Origin of the sequence: Flavobacterium sp. GSA192 (assembly GCF_006386525.1) — a bacterium.
Taxonomy (GTDB): domain Bacteria; phylum Bacteroidota; class Bacteroidia; order Flavobacteriales; family Flavobacteriaceae; genus Flavobacterium; species Flavobacterium commune.
The window spans coordinates 253,871-271,490 of record NZ_VAHC01000007.1 but is presented as its reverse complement, the minus strand read 5'-3'; the positions used below and the strand labels follow the sequence as shown (position 1 = coordinate 271,490).

Here is a 17,620-nt window from a genome sequence, read left to right as displayed (position 1 = left end):
TTAGGTTATGTTTTGTTCAGAAATTTTGCTTGCAAATGTACAAAGATATATGTCTTGTTTTATAGAATTTGGTCTGGGATTATTTAGCTTAAATAGAAAAATCCGCAACTTAAAATAATTTTAGGTTGCGGATTTGTATTGGATTCTAAAAAGAATTAGTATCTGTAAACAAAAGCATTAATATTCATACCTGCTCCAACAGAAGCAAAAATAAGTATGTCACCTTTATTAATTTCATGATCTTCAATTTGTCCGTTTAAAATCAAATCAAAAAGAGTAGGAACGGTAGCCACACTGCTATTTCCTAAATCGTGAATACTCATTGGCATAATGTTAGCCGGAGCAGTTTTATCATATAGTTTGTAGAAACGATCTATGATAGCTTCGTCCATTTTTTCATTGGCTTGATGAATCAGGATTTTTTTGACATCATCTATCGCGATTCCGCTTTTGTCCAAACAGCTTTTCATGGCAGCAGGAACATTACTTAGAGCGAATTCGTAAATTTTTCTACCATACATTTTGATGTATTTGGTATTTTGATCCAAGCCCGGATGATACGATTTTCCGTAGAATAAAAATCCGGCTTCTTCTTCGGTGTAAGAGGCAGTTTCATAAGAAAGCATTCCGGTTTCGTTGTCAGAAGCTTCAATGATTGTTGCTCCGGCACCATCCGAATAAATCATCGAATCACGGTCGTGGTCATCCACCACTCTCGAAAGAGTTTCGGCACCAATAACCAAACAACGATTAGCCATTCCGGATTTGATAAAAGCATTGGCTTGTAATACACCTTCAACCCATCCCGGACAGCCAAAAATAAGGTCGTAAGCCACACATTTTGGGTTTTTAATTCCTAATTTGTGTTTTACACGACTGGCTAAACTCGGTATCATATCGGATTGAACCGTTCCGTGTTTTACATCACCAAAATTATGTGCAAAAATAATATAATCAATAGTTTCAGGATCAATTCCTGCATTTTCAATTGCTTTTTGAGAAGCTAAAAAAGCCAAGTCAGAAGTGTTGTATTGACTCTCTGCATAGCGTCTTTCTTCGATTCCGGTTATTGCTTTGAATTTTTTAATAATAACTTCATTTGACTGTTTGATTGGAGTACCATCTTCATTTAGAAATTGATGAAGTTCGAAATATTTATCGGAAATTATTCTTTCTGGAATGTAACTTCCTGTACCAGTTATTTTTATTTTCATTGGGCTTTTCTATTAAAAAAAGATAGCGAAAATTTAATATTTTCAAAACAAGGAGAAAATACTAAATGCTATACGTGGGGGCAAAATTACAGATATTTTTTTAAAGAATTTTTAAAATCAACTGCTTTTAATCCAAGGGATGTGTTGCTAGGGGAATTAAAAACTTTAGAACCGTAATTTTGTGTTAGTTATAATAAAAATGCCTCGATTATTTCGAGGCATTTTTATGGTGAAATGTATGTTTAACTTTCCATATAAGCTTCAATAGGAGCACAGCTACATACTAAATTTCTATCCCCAAAAGCATCATCGGCTCTGCGAACAGAAGGCCAGAATTTGTTTTCGGCGATGTAATCCAATGGGAAAGCTGCTTGTTCTCTACTGTATGGGAAATCCCAGTTTTCAGTAGTTAACATTGCTAATGTATGAGGCGAATTTTTCAAAACATTATTCGAATCTTCGATAGATGCAGCTTCAATTTCTTTTCTGATTGAAATCATCGCATCACAAAAACGGTCTAATTCTTCTAAGTTTTCACTTTCTGTTGGCTCAATCATTAAAGTTCCGGCTACCGGGAAAGAAACCGTAGGAGCGTGGAAACCATAATCCATTAAACGTTTTGCAATATCAGTTACTTCGATTCCTTTTTGTTTGAACGGACGACATTCTAAAATCATTTCGTGAGCCGCACGACCCATTTCTCCTGAATATAAAGTGTCGTAATGACCGCTTAATTTTTCTTTGATATAGTTAGCATTCAAAATAGCGTGTTCTGTAGCTGATTTTAAACCTTCGGCTCCAAGCATTTTGATGTATCCGTAAGAAATCAAACAAACTAAAGCTGAACCCCAAGGAGCAGCAGAAATAGCCGTAATTGCATTTTCTCCACCTGTAGGAACTACGGGATTTGTTGGTAAAAACGGAGCTAATTGTGGCGCAACACATATTGGTCCCACACCAGGTCCTCCACCACCGTGAGGAATAGCAAATGTTTTGTGTAAGTTCAAGTGACAAACATCAGCACCAATAGTTGCTGGATTGGTTAATCCAACCTGAGCATTCATGTTAGCACCGTCCATATAAACCTGACCACCATTATCGTGAACAATTTTAGTGATTTCTTTAATCGCGCTTTCGTAAACACCGTGAGTGGATGGATAGGTGATCATTACACAAGATAAATTGTCTTTGTGTAAAATAGCTTTTTCGCGTAAATCCTCTACGTCAATATTTCCGTTTTCTAGGGTTTTGGTAACAACCACTTTCATTCCTGCCATAGCAGCTGATGCCGGGTTGGTTCCGTGAGCCGAAGCCGGTATCAAAGCAATATTTCTGTGGTGATCTCCTCTTGATTCATGATACGCTTGAATCACCATTAATCCTGCATATTCTCCTTGTGCACCAGAATTCGGTTGCAAAGTGGTAGCTGCAAAACCTGTAATTTCATTTAGGTATTCTTCCAGTTTGGAAAGCATTTTTTGGTATCCTTTTGCCTGATCTAATGGAGCAAATGGGTGAATACTATTCCAGCTTGGAGAACTTAATGGCAACATTTCGGCGGCGGCATTTAGTTTCATCGTACAAGAACCTAGCGAAATCATTGAGTGATTTAAAGCTAAATCTTTACGCTCTAACATTTTGATGTAACGCATCAAAGCAGTTTCCGAATGGTATTTGTTGAAAACTTCGTGTTGTAAGAACGTTGAAGTTCTGATTAAACTTTCCGGGAAATGATTCGTTTCTGATAATTCGCTAATTGTAATTGTAGCTAATTCTTTTGCAGCAGCAAAAATTGAAACTACCTTATTCAAATCGGCAAAACCGATGGTTTCATTCAATGAAATAGAAACTGAAGTTTCGTTTGGATAAAAGAAATTCACTTCGTTTGCTTCGGCAATTTCTCTTATTTTTTTAGCATCTGCTTTTATAACAATAGTGTCAAAGAAAGCAGTATTGGTTTGTTCGAAACCTAACTTAGCTAAAGTATTTGCTAAAGTCACCGCCGAAGCGTGTACTTTGTTTGCAATATATTTTAATCCTCTTGGACCGTGATAAACAGCATACATACTAGCCATTACGGACAATAAAACCTGTGCAGTACAGATGTTAGAAGTTGCTTTATCACGTTTAATGTGTTGCTCACGTGTTTGCAATGCCATACGTAACGCACGGTTACCATTAGTATCAACAGTTACCCCGATGATTCTTCCCGGCATAGAGCGTTTGTATTCTTCTTTGGTAGCAAAATAAGCAGCGTGAGGACCACCGTAACCTAACGGAATTCCGAAACGTTGTGTAGTTCCAAGTACTACGGCAGCTCCCATTTCTCCCGGAGGAGTTAATTTAGCTAAACTTAAAATATCGGCAGCAACAGCTACTTTGATATTGTTTTCAGCAGCTTTTGCAATAAAAGGAGTATAGTCATTTACCTGACCGAATTTCCCAGGATATTGTAAAATAGCTCCGAAGAATTCATCAGAAAAGTCAAAATTTTCGTGATTTCCTATTACTAATTCTACTCCAATTGGTGTAGAACGGGTTTGTAAAACCGATAAGGTTTGTGGTAAGATTTCTTCAGAAACGAAGAATTTACAAACATTAGCTTTCTTTTGCTCTCTGGTTCTTACATCAAATAATAATGCCATAGCCTCAGCTGCAGCAGTACCTTCGTCAAGAAGTGAAGCATTGGCGATTTCCATTCCGGTTAATTCGATCACCATCGTTTGAAAATTCAAAATTGCTTCCAGACGACCTTGCGCAATTTCGGCCTGATAAGGCGTGTAAGCCGTGTACCAGCCTGGGTTTTCAAACACGTTTCTTTGAATAACCGCAGGAACGATGGCTTGGTTGTAACCTAAACCTATGTAGGTTTTGAACATTTTATTTTTACTTCCTAAAAGCGTAATATGTTTTAAATATTCATATTCCGTCATTTCAGGATCTAAATTTAGAGGTGCTTTTAGACGTATATCATCCGGAAGGGTCTCATAAATGAGTTGTTCTATCGAGTCAACTCCTATTGTTTTCAACATATGTTGTAAGTCTGATTCCTCTGGACCTATGTGTCTTAAAGCAAAAGCGTCTGTTTTCATTTGTAGATAATATCTGTTTTTAATCGGAAAATGGAATTCACATAGAACTTCATTTGTTTCTTGACCAAATTTATGGTCATGCTCATTTCATGTAGCTATAAAAAAGGTTCTATTTTTCGTGGCGCAAAAATAAACATAATTCCGCTTTAAATCATTGTTTTTTAGGATTGATTTTGTTTGTTCAAAAGGAATTTATAAATATTCTTTCTAAATGATTAATTTTGTTAGATGATTCGTATTCAAGCCCTTTTTGATTTTTATCTTAAATCCAGTATTCACGTAGCTTTATCGGTGTATGCTCTGGTACGAATGACCCAATTTATGTTCGAAATTCCCTATGATGAATCCATTGCGCTTTTTTCTTTTTTTGGAACCATTGTTGGCTATAACTTTGTAAAATACGATGCTTTGGCCAGAGCCAAAAAAAGAATGATGCGCAACGAGTTGAAAATGATTGCTATTTTGAGCTTTTTTTCTTTTCTGGCTGTTGGTTATTATTTCTTCCAGTTGGAGTTGGTTACCCAATTATTCTCGGTGGGAGTTTTGCTTCTCACGCTTTTATATACCTTGCCTTTTTTTCCTAATCGCAGAAATGCCCGCAACTGGGCCGGAGTTAAAATTTATATTGTTTCCTTGTGTTGGGTAGGAGTTACTTTGTTATTACCATTAGTCAATGCACATCAGGATTTAGGTCATGATTTTTTTATCAAAAGCATTCAGCGATTTATATTGATTTTTAATTTGGTCTTGGTGTTTGAAATTATCGATTTGGCTAATGATGATCCACATCTAAAAACTGTCCCACAGCAAATAGGAGTGAAGCGAACAAAAATATTAGGTTTGCTATTGCTTATTCCTTTTTATTTTTTAGAACTTTTAAAAAATAATTTTATCCAAAAACAATTGGTAGTCAATTTGATTCTGGTTGTGATGTTGTCACTTTTCTTAATTTTTTCGAATACAAATAGATCAAAATATTACACTTCTTTTTGGGTCGAAAGTATTCCTATTCTTTGGTGGTTAATGGTGGTTTTTTATTAAGTAAAGACTATTTGTCAATTATAAAGTTATGTTAATTGAGGCTTTGAAAGTTTATATTAAATAATGAGAAAGATATTTTTGTAAAAATCACTTTTTATGGAATTATATTATACTTTTTCAGTACTCATTGTATTGGCTTCTTTTTTCGCTTATCTCAATTTAAGATTTTTAAAACTCCCGGGAACTATTGGAATCATGATTATTGCCATGTTAGTTTCAGTAGGAATTCGTGTACTTGGGGATTCTTATTTTCCTCATACTACAAAAGAGTTTTTTCAGATGATAAAAGAATTCGATTTCAATGAGATATTGATGGGTGCTATGTTGAACTTTCTTTTGTTTGCAGGTGCACTTCATGTGAATATGTCTGATCTTAAAGAGCAAAAAGTTCCTATTATAATTTATTCTACGGTTAGTGTAGTATTGTCGGCATTAATTATCTCGATATTGCTTTATAATATTGCTCCAATTTTTGGAATCAATATTCCTTATATATTTTGTTTGGTTTTTGGAACGTTAATTTCGCCAACGGATCCTATTGTAGTACTGGGAGTTTTAAAGCAGGCTAAAGTTCCTAAACGAATAGAAACTAAAATCGTTGGTGAATCCTTATTTAACGATGGAGTAGCAGTAGTGATGTTTGCCGTTGTTTTAAAAATGGCAACTAATCCTACATTTGATATGAGTTTTGGTTCAATTGCATGGTTGTTTGCTAAAGAAGGAATCGGCGGACTTTTATTAGGAGCGCTTTTAGGATTTTCAGCATCGAATGTGATGAAGAAAATAGATGATTATAAAGTTTCTGTATTGATCACGCTTTCTATTGTAATGGGTGGATTTTTAATTGCACAAAGTTTACATGTTTCTAGTCCCTTAGCGATGGTAATAGCCGGATTAATCATTGGTAATTATGGCAAAAAAGTTGCCATGAGCGAAGAAACTAAAGATTATCTAGAAAAGTTTTGGGAACTTATTGATGAGATATTGAATGCTATTCTATTCTTGTTTATTGGTTTCGAATTATTGTTGTTACCTGATTTGAATAAGCAATTATTAACTGGTTTTGTGGCGATATTTATAGTGTTATTTTCAAGAATTGCTTCTATCGTTTTACCGTGGATGTTTTTTGATTTTTTTAAGTTTTTCGGAATCAAATCAGCTTATAATAAAGGTTCGTTAATGGTTTTAGTCTGGGGAGGAATTCGTGGAGGAGTGTCGATTGCATTAGTACTTTCGATGCCTGACGGAGAATATAAAAACCTGCTGCTTGAAGTAACTTATATTGTTGTGCTATTTTCAATTTTAGTACAGGGATTGACTGTTGGAAAACTGGCCAAGAAAGTTTTAGAGAAAGAATAAAATTAGTGCAAAATAGATATAAAAAAACCGAAGCATTGTTACTTCGGTTTCTATCTGTGTTTTAAAATTTGTATTCTGCAATCTTTAAATCAATCCTGCTCTTTTTAACAAAGCCTCAGGTTTTGGTTCCTGACCTCTAAAGCGTTTGTATAAAGTCATCGGGTTTTCGGTTCCACCTTTAGAAAGTACATTGTCTTTGAATTTGGTAGCTACTTCTTTGTTGAAAATGCCATTTTCTTTGAAATATTCGAAAGCGTCAGCATCCAAAACTTCAGCCCATTTATAACTGTAATATCCTGATGAATAACCGCCTTGGAAAATATGCGAAAAAGCGGTACTCATGGCATTTTCTTTTACATCCGGATACAATTGAGTATTAGCAAATTGCTCGGTTTCAAAAGCTTTTAAATCGGTAATATTAGTCGGGTCTTGTCCGTGCCAAGCCATGTCTAGTAATCCAAAACTCAACTGACGTAACGTAGCCAAGCCTTCCTGGAAACTCGCGCTTTCTTTGATTTTTTCTACATATTCCATCGGGATAACTTCACCAGTTTGGTAATGTGTGGCAAATAAAGCTAAGGCTTCCGGTTCGTAACACCAGTTTTCCATCACCTGACTTGGCAATTCCACAAAGTCCCAAAATACCGAAGTTCCGGATAAACTTGGATAAGTTGTGTTGGCTAACATTCCGTGTAAACCATGACCAAATTCGTGAAATAAAGTCGTTACCTCATTAAAAGTCAATAAGGATGGTTTGGTTTCGGTAGGTTTTGTAAAATTACAAACATTAGAAATATGTGGTCTTTCGTTCACACCGTCTTTAATATATTGTGATTTGAATGAAGTCATCCAGGCACCGTTTCGTTTTCCTTTTCTTGGGAAAAAGTCGGCGTAGAAGATAGAAACCAAGTTCTTGTTTTCGTCTCTAACTTCATACGTCATGACTTCATCGTGGTATTTGTCAATGTCAAATACTTCGGTAAAAGTGAGTCCGTATAATTTCCCGGCGATTACAAAAGCACCATTCAATACTTTTTCTAATTGGAAATAAGGTTTTAATTTTTCGTCGTCTAAATTAAAAAGCTGTTGTTTTAATTTCTCCGAATAGTAAGCGCCATCCCATTTCTCCAATTGTTCGATGCCGTCTAATTTTTTTGCAAACTCGGTTAGTTGGGCAAATTCTTTTTGTGCAGCAGGCTTGGCTTTCGCCAATAAGTCATTTTCAAAAGCCATTACTTTCTCAGGACTTTCGGCCATGCGTTCTTCCAGCACAAAATGGGCATGGGTTTGATACCCTAATAAATTGGCTCTTTGCTGGCGTAGTTTTACAATTTTTAAAACAATTTCCTGATTGTCATATTCGTTATTTTGAAAACCTTTTGCACCAAAAGCAATTGCCATTTTTTTACGCAATTCGCGATTATCGGCATACGTCATAAACGGAAGATAACTTGGATGATCTAAGGTGAAAATCCAGCCTTCTTTTTCTTCGCTTTTTGCCAAAGAACGAGCCGCTTCGATGGTGCCTTCCGGTAAACCGGCTAAGTCTTTTTCATCGGTTAGCTGTAGCTGAAAAGCATTGGTTTCAGCCAAGACATTTTCGCCAAACTGCAAACTTAACTTAGCTAATTCTTTATCGATTTCACGTAATTCACTTTTCTTTTCTTCAGATAAATTGGCTCCATTTCGAGAAAAACTCTTGTATTTTTTGTCTAAAAGCGTAGCCTGTTCTGTATTTAAATTCAACGTGTCTTTTTGCTCGTAAACTGCTTTTACACGCGCAAACAAATCGGCGTTTAGTGTAATATCATTTCCAAATTCAGACAACAAAGGCGAAACTTGTTGTGCAATTTTTTGCATTTCGTCACTGGTTTCAGCCGAATTTAAATTAAAGAAGATACTCGAAATTCTGTCAAGAATAGCTCCCGAATAATCCATTGCTTCGATAGTGTTGGCAAAAGTGGGGGCTTCAGGATTAGTTACAATCGCATCGATTTCGGCTTTCGCCAAAGCAATTCCTTCCTGAAAAGCAGGGAAGTAATCTTTATTTTTTATTTGCGAAAAAGGAGCTGTATTGTGTTTAGTATCGAAATGTTTTGTTAGAATGCTCATGTGGATCGTTTTGTTACGCAAAGATTCGCAAAGAGAACACACGAAGAGACGCTAAATGTTTTGCGAGTCTCTATGTTTTCTTTGCGAATCTCGGTGAAATTATTTTATTTCTTTAAGCTTTCAGAAGCTTTAATTACAGCTTCTTTTAAGTTTTCTTTATAGTCAATGATTTTGTTTAAAACTGCAGCATCAGCACTTCCGATGATTTGTGCCGCTAAGATTCCGGCATTTTTTGCTCCGTTTAAGGCAACAGTAGCTACAGGAACGCCACCCGGCATTTGTAAAATAGATAAAACAGAATCCCAGCCATCAATAGAATTGCTTGATTTTACAGGAACTCCAATTACAGGAAGTGGCGACATTGAAGCAACCATTCCTGGTAAATGTGCAGCTCCACCAGCACCGGCAATAATTACCGAAATCCCTCTTTGATGTGCATTATTACTAAAGTCGAATAATTTCTCTGGTGTTCTGTGTGCCGAAACAATATCTACTTCTGTTTCGATTCCAAATTCTTTTAATATGTTGATGGCTTCCTGCATGACTGGCATGTCAGAGATACTTCCCATGATTACGGCTACTTTGCTCATTTGTTTTTATGGTTTGTAGTTTATTGTTTTTAGTTCTGTTGAGACTGAAAACTGTTATTTTATTTTAGCTTGTAACTGTTTCTGCGAACTGCTTACTTCTTACTAATTACTCTAATCGTATTCTTTACATCCTCGGCAATTTTTCTTGCTTCGGTCATGTTTTCGTTTACAATGGTTACGTGTCCCATTTTTCTAAAAGGACGCGTTTCTTTTTTACCGTAGATGTGTGGCGTAACGCCGTACCATCCTAATATTTTCTCGATGTTTTTGTACACTACATTTCCGGAAAAACCTTCTTCGCCTACTAAATTTACCATAATCCCAGCCACTTTACTGTCGGTATTTCCAAGAGGTAAATCTAAAATAGCACGTAAATGGTTTTCGAATTGAGAGGTGTAACTTGCCTCGATAGAATAGTGTCCTGAATTGTGTGGGCGGGGAGCAACCTCGTTTACTATAATCTGGTCGTCGTGTGTTTGGAACATTTCGACAGCTAAAAGTCCAACATGATTGAAGTTTTGAGAAACATTCAACGCAATAGCTCTGGCTTTTTCGGCTACTTTTTCGTCAATACGGGCAGGACAAATTACATATTCCACTTGATTGGCTTCAGGATGAAATTCCATTTCGACAACAGGGTAAGTTTTGATTTCTCCAGAAGGATTACGACAAACAATGACTGCTAATTCGTTTTTGAAAGGAATCATTTCCTCAGCAATACATTCTACATTTGGTAAGCTGTCTAAATCAGAAACTTGACGAATGATTTTAACACCATTTCCATCGTAGCCAAATTCGGTACATTTCCAGACAAAAGGTAACTTGATTGTCGATTGTTGATTAACGATTTCTGATTTTAGACTTTCTAAATCGTTAAAGCGTTTATAAGGTGCTGTCGGGATATTATTTTGGGAATAAAAATCTTTTTGAGTTCCTTTATTTTGAATCTTTCTCAGTGTTTTAGGAGAAGGATATACTTTTAGACCTTCGTCTTCCAGTTTTTCTAAAGCTTCTAAATTAACCAATTCGATTTCGAAAGTAAGTACGTCGACCTTTTTACCAAATTGATAAACGGTGTCAAAATCCATTAAATCGCCTTTAAAAAATTGGTTGCAAGCCATTCGGCTAGGAGCCTCGTCGCTTGGATCCAAAACGTAAGTTTGTATATCGAATTTTCTGGTGTCGAATAAGAGCATTTTTCCCAATTGTCCGCCTCCTAGAATTCCTAATTTAAAATCAGAAGAAAAATAATTCATCTTGTAAAATAATTATAATATTGTTGTTTTAGTTAAAAATTCATCAGGTGTGAAAACCTTAATTTCCGAATTTTTAAAATCTTTTAAATCTCTTGTAACAATGCAGTCCATGTTGTGAATGGATTGCGCAGCGGTAATTTGAATGGCGTCTTCAAAATCTTTATGACTTGATTTTAGACTTTTTCTCAAAATAGTTTCTGTAATTGGAATTATAGAAATAGTGTCTAGTAAATCCTCAATAATAGACCGAAGTTCTTTTTCATCAACATTTTTTTTTGCTATGTAATGTAAGTTGGCAATTGAAATAGAAGTCGAATACATTTTGATTTTTTTTCTCTGACAATGATCGAAAATTTCGATTGCATCCTTAGAAAAAGGTTTTCTATTGGCGACAATATCTACTAAAATATTGGTATCTAAAAAAATCTGATTAAATACCATATTTCTCTTTATAGTAGTCATCCCTTGCTTTATTCTCATCAAAATCTTCTGGAAGAGTGATTCTTCCAATCAATTTTTTAACTTTCGGATGAATATCGTCTTCTTTTTCTGTTTTTTCAGTCAGATTTTTAAAATAACTTTCCACTAGTTCAGATAAACTTCTGCCCGTTTTTTTAGCATAGGATTTTGCTTGTTCTATGACTTCTTTTTCTAACGATAAAGTGAGCTTAGTGTTCATGATACGTATATTTTTTACAAATGTACGTAATAATTATTTTTGATGGTTTATTTTCTTCAAAATATGCTTAGAAACCGATTTGTAGGCCGCAGTATGCGTACTGAAATCCTTAGCTAAAATGGTTTGCAATTCGGGATGAATCCAATGGTATTCTTTTCCTAAAAGCAGCAAACTACGCATGGCATACACTTTTGAAGCGACTTTTGTATCGGTTATAAGCCAGTCAAAATTAATTTCGATGAGTTTTTGGCGTTGGGTTTCGGTAAAATGAATTTCATTTTTCGGAGTTTTGTAATGCGCTTCGATGAGTAGAAAAATGACTTTTGAAAGCGGTCGAATAGCACTTTCGTTAGAGAGTGTTTTGCTTTTGGAACAAATTAAAGGCAGGTAATTTTGAAAGGAATCCAGTTTTTCTAAGGCAATCAATTCCATGACCCAGCAGGCTTTGTAATGGTCAGGATTGGTGTTTTCGAAACAAATTTGCATAAAATCATCCATCAGTTCAGTGTGTTTCATGACGTAATTGGCAGCGGCTTGTCGGCTGTTTTTATATCCTGTTGTTTGTGCAATAATTGTGGCTAATTCACTCATGGTTTTGTAAGAATTGGCATTAAAAATACAAATTAAGAATCAATTGCAAAACTCAATTTCGAAATCCCTATCTTTGCGCATTATTTTAAAATAAAAAATAATGATTCAACTTCACGATAAACAATTTGTTCCGTTTATTTCTGCCGAAGAAATTGACTTTGTTATCCAGAAAATGGTAGCTCAGATTGAAGCTGATTTTGTTGATGAAATTCCGGTTTTTGTTGGTGTTTTGAACGGTTCTTTCATGGTGGTTTCCGACTTTGTAAAAAGTTATAAAAAACCATGCGAAGTGAGTTTTGTGAAAATGGCTTCTTATAACGGATTGTCGTCAACTGAAAAGGTGAAAGAATTAATCGGTCTGAATCAGGATTTAACGGGGCGTTCGGTTGTGGTGATTGAAGATATTATCGATACTGGTCACACTATTGTTGAGTTGAAAGCTTTGTTTAAGAAACAAAACTTGAAACATTTTAAAATAGCGACTCTTTTTTTTAAGCCTGAAGCTTATAAAAAAGAGGTTAAAATTGATTATATTGGAATTCAGATTCCAAATAAATTTATAGTAGGTTTTGGTTTGGACTATGATGGTTTAGGCAGGAATTTACCGGAAGTATATCAGTTAAAAGAATAAATCATTAAATAAAAATTAAAAAAGTTTATGACTAACATTGTTTTATTTGGGAAACCAGGAGCAGGAAAAGGAACTCAGGCAGAGTTTTTAAAAGGAAAATACAATTTGACTCATCTTTCAACAGGTGATATTTTTAGATTTAATATCAAAAATGAAACTGAACTGGGAAAACTAGCGCAAACCTATATCAATAACGGTGAATTAGTTCCTGATGAAGTGACAATTAAAATGTTGCAAAGTGAAGTGGAAGCTAATCCGGATTCTGCAGGTTTCTTATTTGATGGTTTTCCTAGAACAATTGCTCAGGCAGAAGCTTTGGATGCTTTTTTGACTACAAAAAATCAAAAAATTACAGCTACAATTGCATTAGAAGCTGATGATGAAATTCTTGTAGCCAGATTATTAGAAAGAGGTAAAACTTCTGGAAGAGCAGATGATCAGGATGAAGAAAAAATTCGTAACAGATATCAGGAATACAATGAGAAAACAGCACCTCTTATTGGATTTTATAAAGAGCAAAATAAATTTCATGCCGTAAACGGTATTGGAACTATTGCTGAAATTACAGAGCGTTTAAGTAACGTAATTGACAATTTGTAAATAAAAAATGTTTGATGTTTAAAGTTTAAAGTTGCTAGAGTTATTTAGCGACCTTAAACTTTAAATTTTTAAACTAGCAACATACTGAATGGAACTATTTATAATTCTTTTTTTGATTTTACTTAACGGACTTTTTTCGATGTCCGAAATTGCATTGATTTCGGCAAGGAAATCAAGACTGGAAAATTCTGCTAAAAAAGGAAATAATAGTGCACAAATAGCGCTGGATTTGGCTAATTCGCCAAATAAATTTCTGTCAACAGTTCAAATTGGGATTACACTAATAGGAATTTTGACCGGTATTTTTAGTGGTGATAAGATTACGACTGATGTAGAAGTTTTTGTTTCGGGTTTTGCAATTTTAAAACCTCAAGCGCATTCTATCGCAGTAGGAATTGTGGTGGTAGTATTGACTTTTTTCTCATTAGTATTAGGTGAATTATTGCCCAAAAGAATTGGCTTGAATTATCCTGAAGCGATTGCAAAAGGAGTTGCCATGCCAATGAAAATAGTTTCGATTGTTACCGCTCCATTTATTTGGATGTTGACCCATTCGACCGAGTTTTTATTGAATATTCTTCAAATAAGACCAACGGCAGATGGGAAAGTTACCGAAGAAGAAATTAAAGCCATTATCAAAGAAGGAACCGAGGTAGGGGAAGTTCAGGAGATTGAACAGGATATTGTGGAACGCGTTTTTCATATTGGTGACCGTAAAGTAAATTCGTTGATGACCCATAGAAATTCGGTGGTGATGTTACCATTAGATTCGAATAAAAGTCAGGTCAAAGAGTTTATGCTTCAGGAATTACATTCTTTTTATCCGGTGTATAAGGATAATTTTGATGAGATTGTAGGTGTGGTGAGTCTGAAAAATATTTTTGCTACCATTGAGAAAGAAAATTTCAAATTGGAAAGTATCATGACAGAGCCGCCTTATTTAATGGAGTACACAACGGCTTACAATGCATTGGAAAATTTTAAAAAGACAGGAATCCATTATGCTGTTATTGCTGACGAATACGGTGTTTTTCAAGGAATAATCACGTTGAATGACATTTTGGAAGCATTGGTGGGTAACGCATCTGATTTTTATAAAGAAGATTTTCAATTGATCGAAAGGGAAGATGGCAGTTGGTTAGTTGACGGACATTATTCGTTACATGATTTCTTAACTTATTTTGATTTGGACGAATTGTTAAGCGATTATGAAGTAACAACTGTAAGCGGATTAATCATGACCGAATTGTCACGTATTCCAAAACAAGGAGAAAAATTGATATGGCACAGATTTGAATTGGAGGTCATCGATATGGATGGTGTGAAGATTGATAAAGTAATGGTGAAAGCCCTAAAATAAAAGTATTCAGTGTTCCCGTTTTTAGTTGGCAGTTTTTGCGATTAAAAAAATGAACATTGAAAAATGAATTAAATTGTCGAAAGATTTAGTGTTAATTTGGAGCAATCTGAAACTGAATACTAAAAAACTGATGACTGAACACTTAAAAAAATGACAGAAGGAAATTTTGTAGATTACGTAAAAATATTTGTTTCATCCGGAAAAGGAGGAAAAGGTTCTACGCATTTACATAGAGAAAAGTTCATCCAGTATGGAGGACCAGATGGAGGTGATGGAGGTCGTGGAGGACACATTTATTTAGTCGGAAATAAAGGACTTTGGACTTTGTTTCACTTGAAATTTGCACGCCATATTAAAGCGGGTCACGGTGGAGACGGTGGAGGAGATAGAAGTACCGGAGCTGATGGAGAAGATAAAATTATCGAAGTGCCATTAGGAACTGTTGTGAAAGACAAAGAAACGGGTGAAGTTTTATTTGAAGTTACTGAACATGGAGAGAAAAGAATTCTTTGCCAGGGAGGTAAAGGAGGTTTAGGAAACTGGCATTTTAGAAGTTCTACAAATCAGACTCCAAGATATGCTCAGCCAGGGTTGCCGGGTACAGAAATGGACGTTATTCTGGAATTGAAAGTTTTGGCCGATGTAGGTTTAGTTGGGTTCCCAAATGCAGGAAAATCTACTTTATTATCGGTTTTGACTTCTGCTAAGCCAAAAATTGCTGATTATCCGTTTACGACTTTAAAACCAAATCTTGGAATTGTCGCCTATAGAGATTTTCAATCTTTTGTAATTGCCGACATTCCGGGGATTATTGAAGGAGCAGCCGAAGGAAAAGGTTTGGGACATTATTTCCTGCGTCATATTGAGCGTAACTCTACGTTGCTGTTTATGGTTCCTGTAGATACGCCGGACATTAAAGCGGAGTACGATATTTTGGTTAACGAATTGACCAAATACAACCCCGAGATGTTAGACAAAGAACGCCTTTTAATCATTACTAAATGCGATATGCTGGATGATGAATTGAGAGCTGAGCTAAAAGTAGAATTGGATGCTGCTTTCAAAGATGTTCCTTATTTGTTTATTTCTTCTGTTGCCCAACAAGGATTAACAGAATTGAAAGATAAACTTTGGAAAATGTTGAATGAGTAAATAACATTTTTACAATATATAAAAACCACTAAGGAATTGAATTCGTTAGTGGTTTTTTTGTTTTAAAAAAAATCAATATTTTTCTTATTCTCTATATGTATCAAACAAATATTGCAAAGTTTCAGGGATGTTATTGGCTTGCATTTTTGGATAAATAATATCCTGGTTGAGCCAATTTTCTATAATAGTTTCAAAGTTTTTCCCAACTTCATAAACAACAGGAACACCCATTTTTTTCAAAGCAGCGGCATTGCATTCTTGTTCGTAATGGTTCATGATAGGAATAGAAAGAATCTTTTTGCCTAAGTGTAAAGCTTCGGAAGGAGTTTCAAACCCCCCGCCCGTAATAATCCCTTCGCAGAAGATTAAACTTTCGTTGAATTTTTTTTGGTTTACCGGAAAATAAGTAATGTTTCCAATGGTGTGTTTGAACTCGACACCTTGTAAAAACCAGTGAAATTCTACGTCTTTTACTTTGTTAAACGCTTTTTCAAGACAGTCTTTGTCGAAAGATGGCAAATAAACCGTAATGTGTTTTAAGTTGGTGGGTTCAGCTTGAATAATCTCGTCTTTGATGATGGGAGGAAGGATAAAAGAATCGTATTTTTCGAAATGTAAGCCAATATTTTTAGTAGATGGCGCATAGTGTTTCAGAATCATTTCGCCCATTATGCTCTTTTTTTCGGGTCTGGGAGTATTGGCAGAAATAAAACTCGCCTGATGTCCTAACTGAACCGAATGTACTTTTTGCATTTTACAAGCAAGGGAAGTAATAGAATCAAAATCATTGATGATTACATCATAATTTTTTAACGGAAGCGCATCGGCATCTTTGTATATTTGGCGTGGTTTAATGTTTTTAAGAATGTCCCAATAATTTAATCCGCCACATTTGCTGTAGTGTAAACTACAACCTTTACTCTTGAATTTTATGGGTAATTTGATGTCTAAACTGGCATTGTTTCCACTTAAAAAAAAATCTACTTTACCAAATTTTTGTAGATAAGGATACAATTGTGTTGCTCTACTGATGTGCCCATTTCCTGTTGCCTGTATGGCATAGAATATTTTCATATTTCTGAATTTTCATCTTACGAAAGTAAATTAGAGATGTTATTAAAAGGTTGTTTTAAGATTTCTATTAGGTTACTATTTATTGTTTTTATAAGAGATAAAGTTTTTATAATCCTTTTAAATTTGCTTATTTTTGGAAAATGAAACACATTCTGCTGTTATTATTTTTATTTCCTATAGTGGTTTTTTCTCAGGCAAATTTTGAGAAAGCCCAGCAATTATTTGAAGAAGGAAAATTCGAACAGGCTAAGCCTATGTTTGAAGTTCTTTTGAAAAAAAATCCATCCAATATCAAAATCATGGAATGTTTAGGGGATATTGCAGGACGCAGTAAAGCCTGGGACGAAGCCTTGTTGTATTACGGAAAACTGAAGAAAGCCAAACCTTCTGAAGCCAATTTTTATTTTAAATACGGAGGTGTTTTAGGTATGAAAGCCTTAGAAGTGAATAAATTCAAGGCATTAGGAATGATTGATGAAGTGCGGACGAATTTTGAAAAAGCCATACAGTTAAACCCAAAACACATTGAAGCCAGATGGGCTTTGATAGAATTGAATCTTCAATTGCCGGGAATTTTGGGAGGAAGTGAGAAAAAAGCCATTCAGTATTCGAATGAACTGTTGCAAATATCCGCTGTTGACGGTCATTTATCCAGAGGGCATATCGATGAATATTTTAAAAGATACACAAAAGCCGAGCAACATTATAAAAAGGCCATAGCTGTGGGGAATTCGAAGAAAACCTATCAAAAATTGGCTAATTTGTATGCCAATAAAATGAAATCTCCTGATAAGGCTCAAGCGGTTTTAGAAGAGTATAAAAAGAAAAGCGACAATTAATTAAGGAAAATAAACTTACGCATAAGCGAA

At 35.1% G+C, this 17,620-nt stretch carries 16 protein-coding genes; 7 read left to right on the top strand and 9 right to left on the bottom strand.

Annotation, left to right across the window (positions count from 1 at the left end):
• Nucleotides 1-155: 155 nt before the first annotated feature.
• Together FDM27_RS15260 and gcvP are read right to left on the bottom strand one after the other, a co-directional pair.
• On the bottom strand, nt 156-1,214 hold the full coding sequence (locus FDM27_RS15260) for a 3-oxoacyl-ACP synthase III family protein (RefSeq protein WP_140487762.1): 1,059 nt from the start codon (nt 1,212-1,214) through the stop codon (nt 156-158).
• A gap of 242 nt (nt 1,215-1,456) precedes the next feature.
• Entirely contained in the window at nt 1,457-4,306 is a 2,850-nt protein-coding gene (gene gcvP / locus FDM27_RS15255; protein WP_140487760.1) for an aminomethyl-transferring glycine dehydrogenase, read from the bottom strand.
• 228 nt (nt 4,307-4,534) lie between these two features.
• On the opposite strand from gcvP, the gene FDM27_RS15250 reads away from it, so the two are divergent.
• Together FDM27_RS15250 and FDM27_RS15245 are read left to right on the top strand one after the other, a co-directional pair.
• Nucleotides 4,535-5,347, top strand: a complete 813-nt coding sequence (locus FDM27_RS15250) for a hypothetical protein (protein ID WP_140487758.1) — start codon at nt 4,535-4,537, stop codon at nt 5,345-5,347.
• Nucleotides 5,348-5,443: 96 nt separating this feature from the next.
• Nucleotides 5,444-6,706: a cation:proton antiporter gene (locus FDM27_RS15245; RefSeq protein ID WP_140487756.1), complete on the top strand. Its 1,263-nt coding sequence runs from the start codon at nt 5,444-5,446 to the stop codon at nt 6,704-6,706.
• Nucleotides 6,707-6,790: 84 nt separating this feature from the next.
• Here the strand turns inward: FDM27_RS15245 and FDM27_RS15240 are convergent, their stop codons facing one another.
• From FDM27_RS15240 to FDM27_RS15215, 6 genes are all read right to left on the bottom strand, one after another.
• Nucleotides 6,791-8,818, bottom strand: coding sequence for a M3 family metallopeptidase (locus FDM27_RS15240; RefSeq protein WP_140487754.1), 2,028 nt, complete (start codon nt 8,816-8,818; stop codon nt 6,791-6,793).
• 104 nt (nt 8,819-8,922) lie between these two features.
• Complete coding sequence (gene purE / locus FDM27_RS15235; RefSeq protein WP_140487752.1) at nt 8,923-9,408, bottom strand: 5-(carboxyamino)imidazole ribonucleotide mutase; 486 nt, start codon at nt 9,406-9,408, stop codon at nt 8,923-8,925.
• A 92-nt stretch (nt 9,409-9,500) separates the two neighbouring features.
• Nucleotides 9,501-10,664 (bottom strand): 5-(carboxyamino)imidazole ribonucleotide synthase, encoded by a 1,164-nt coding sequence (locus FDM27_RS15230; protein WP_140487750.1) that lies wholly within the window; start codon nt 10,662-10,664, stop codon nt 9,501-9,503.
• Nucleotides 10,665-10,676: 12 nt separating this feature from the next.
• Nucleotides 10,677-11,126 carry a type II toxin-antitoxin system VapC family toxin gene (locus tag FDM27_RS15225; RefSeq protein WP_255510568.1) on the bottom strand — a complete coding sequence of 150 codons (450 nt, stop codon included), beginning with the start codon at nt 11,124-11,126 and terminating at the stop codon, nt 10,677-10,679.
• Nucleotides 11,095-11,343 carry a DUF6364 family protein gene (locus tag FDM27_RS15220; protein ID WP_071183864.1) on the bottom strand — a complete coding sequence of 83 codons (249 nt, stop codon included), beginning with the start codon at nt 11,341-11,343 and terminating at the stop codon, nt 11,095-11,097. Before FDM27_RS15220 ends, FDM27_RS15225 begins: the two co-directional genes overlap by 32 nt.
• A gap of 33 nt (nt 11,344-11,376) precedes the next feature.
• Nucleotides 11,377-11,934, bottom strand: coding sequence for a hypothetical protein (locus tag FDM27_RS15215; protein WP_140487748.1), 558 nt, complete (start codon nt 11,932-11,934; stop codon nt 11,377-11,379).
• Between the two features lie 100 nt (nt 11,935-12,034).
• On the opposite strand from FDM27_RS15215, the gene FDM27_RS16265 reads away from it, so the two are divergent.
• The 4 genes from FDM27_RS16265 (at nt 12,035) to obgE (ending at nt 15,677) form a co-directional block, all read left to right on the top strand.
• Nucleotides 12,035-12,565 carry a phosphoribosyltransferase gene (locus FDM27_RS16265; RefSeq protein WP_255510567.1) on the top strand — a complete coding sequence of 177 codons (531 nt, stop codon included), beginning with the start codon at nt 12,035-12,037 and terminating at the stop codon, nt 12,563-12,565.
• Between the two features lie 27 nt (nt 12,566-12,592).
• The gene (locus FDM27_RS16260) at nt 12,593-13,165 is read left to right on the top strand and encodes an adenylate kinase (protein ID WP_255510566.1); all 573 of its coding nucleotides are present in this window, start codon (nt 12,593-12,595) and stop codon (nt 13,163-13,165) included.
• An 88-nt stretch (nt 13,166-13,253) separates the two neighbouring features.
• Nucleotides 13,254-14,525 carry a hemolysin family protein gene (locus FDM27_RS15205; protein ID WP_140487746.1) on the top strand — a complete coding sequence of 424 codons (1,272 nt, stop codon included), beginning with the start codon at nt 13,254-13,256 and terminating at the stop codon, nt 14,523-14,525.
• Nucleotides 14,526-14,675: 150 nt separating this feature from the next.
• Nucleotides 14,676-15,677: a GTPase ObgE gene (obgE, locus tag FDM27_RS15200; RefSeq protein ID WP_071183860.1), complete on the top strand. Its 1,002-nt coding sequence runs from the start codon at nt 14,676-14,678 to the stop codon at nt 15,675-15,677.
• Nucleotides 15,678-15,761: 84 nt separating this feature from the next.
• Here the strand turns inward: obgE and FDM27_RS15195 are convergent, their stop codons facing one another.
• Nucleotides 15,762-16,751 carry a glycosyltransferase family protein gene (locus FDM27_RS15195; RefSeq protein ID WP_140487744.1) on the bottom strand — a complete coding sequence of 330 codons (990 nt, stop codon included), beginning with the start codon at nt 16,749-16,751 and terminating at the stop codon, nt 15,762-15,764.
• 140 nt (nt 16,752-16,891) lie between these two features.
• On the opposite strand from FDM27_RS15195, the gene FDM27_RS15190 reads away from it, so the two are divergent.
• Entirely contained in the window at nt 16,892-17,590 is a 699-nt protein-coding gene (locus tag FDM27_RS15190; protein ID WP_071183858.1) for a tetratricopeptide repeat protein, read from the top strand.
• The last annotated feature ends 30 nt before the right edge of the window (nt 17,591-17,620 follow it).